Annotated in this window: 2 protein-coding genes; both read left to right on the top strand. The window is 74.9% G+C overall.

Annotated elements, in window-relative coordinates; translation table 11 throughout:
• Positions 1 to 865, top strand: an 865-nt coding sequence (locus H5J33_RS34830) for an FAD-dependent oxidoreductase (RefSeq protein WP_181798650.1), incomplete at its 5' end; no start/stop codon positions are given.
• Positions 866 to 873: 8 nt separating this feature from the next.
• Positions 874 to 1,494, top strand: a complete 621-nt coding sequence (locus H5J33_RS34835; RefSeq protein ID WP_258565610.1) for an HAD family hydrolase — start codon at positions 874 to 876, stop codon at positions 1,492 to 1,494.
• The last annotated feature ends 31 nt before the right edge of the window (positions 1,495 to 1,525 follow it).

Raw genomic sequence — 1,525 nt, forward strand, 5'->3', positions numbered from 1 at the left:
GCCAGGTGGCGGGCTGGTCGTACTGGATGAAGTGCGCGGACCACATCTGGTGCTGGCCGCCGCCCGCGGCTACAAGCTGCTCACCCCCGGCGAGGCCCGCGCCCTGAACCCCGCCCTGCGCGGCGACTTCACCGCCGCCCTGTACTGCGAGCGGGACGCGGCCGTGGAGCCCCGTACCGCCCAGCTCGCCCTGCGCGCGGAGCTGCTGAGGTCGCCGAACTACACCTTCCTGCCCGGCCGGGAGGTGCGCGACGTGACCGGCGCCGGCACCGTCCGCGACGACCACGGGGACACCCACCACGCCGACGCCGTCGTGCTGTGCACCGGCGCCTGGCTCGGCGGGCTCGTCCGCGAACTGGCCGGCCCGGACCTGCCGGTGCGCCGCGTCCGCCTCCAGATGATGCAGACCGACCCGCTCGGCGAGCCGCTGACCACCTCCGTCGCCGACGCCGACAGCTTCCGCTACTACCCGGCGTACGCCTCGAAGGCGCTGGACGAGCTGAACGCCCGCCAGCCGCAGCCGGAGACCGCCGCCGCGCACCGGATGCAGCTGCTCATGGTCCAGCGCGCCGACGGCGGACTGACCATCGGCGACACCCACGAGTACGAGCACCCCTTCGCCTTCGACACCGTCGAGGAGCCCTACGAGCACCTCACCGGCGTCGTGGAGTCCCTCCTCGGCCGGCCGCTGCCGCGCGTGCGGCACCGCTGGGCGGGCGTGTACGCGCAGTGCACCGACCCCGGCAAGGTCGTCCACCGCCGGAAGGTGCACGAGGGGGTGTGGCTGGTCACCGGGCCCGGCGGGCGCGGCATGACCTGCGCCCCCGCGATAGCCGAGACCACCGCGAACGAACTGGGCTGGTGAGCACCCCCATGACACCCGTCACCCCGAACACCCCGGGCGGCGACGGCATCCGCCTCGTCGTCCTCGACATGGCCGGCACCACCGTCGCCGACGGCGGCCTGGTCGAGCGCGCCTTCGCCGCCGCGGCCGCCGAGCTGGGCGTCGAGCCGGGCTCCGCCGAGCACGCCGAGCACCTGGCCTACGTCCGCGCCACCATGGGCGAGTCCAAGATCTCCGTCTTCCGCCACCTCTTCGGCGACGAGGACCGCGCCCGGCGCGCCAACACCGCCTTCGAGGAGGCGTACGGCGCCCTGGTCGACCAGGGCCTGATCGCACCGGTCCCCGGCGCCCGCGAGGCCATCGAGGAACTGACCGCGGCCGGCCGTACCGTCGTCCTCACCACCGGCTTCGCCCGGGTCACCCAGGACGCCGTCCTGGACGCCCTCGGCTGGCGCGGCCTGGTGCCGCTCACCCTGTGCCCGGCCGACGCCGGCGGGCGCGGGCGGCCGTACCCGGACATGGTGCTGGAGGCGTTCGTCCGCACCAAGGCGGCCGACGACGTACGGCAGATCGCGGTGGCCGGCGACACGTCGTACGACGTGCTCAGCGGCGTACGCGCCGGGGCTGCCAGCCCTGGAGCACGGCCTTGAACTGCTTGCTGGTCCGGCCCCAGTCCGCGGC

Source organism: Streptomyces sp. WELS2, from assembly GCF_013870595.1.
In the GTDB taxonomy this organism is placed as follows: Bacteria; Actinomycetota; Actinomycetes; order Streptomycetales; family Streptomycetaceae; genus Streptomyces.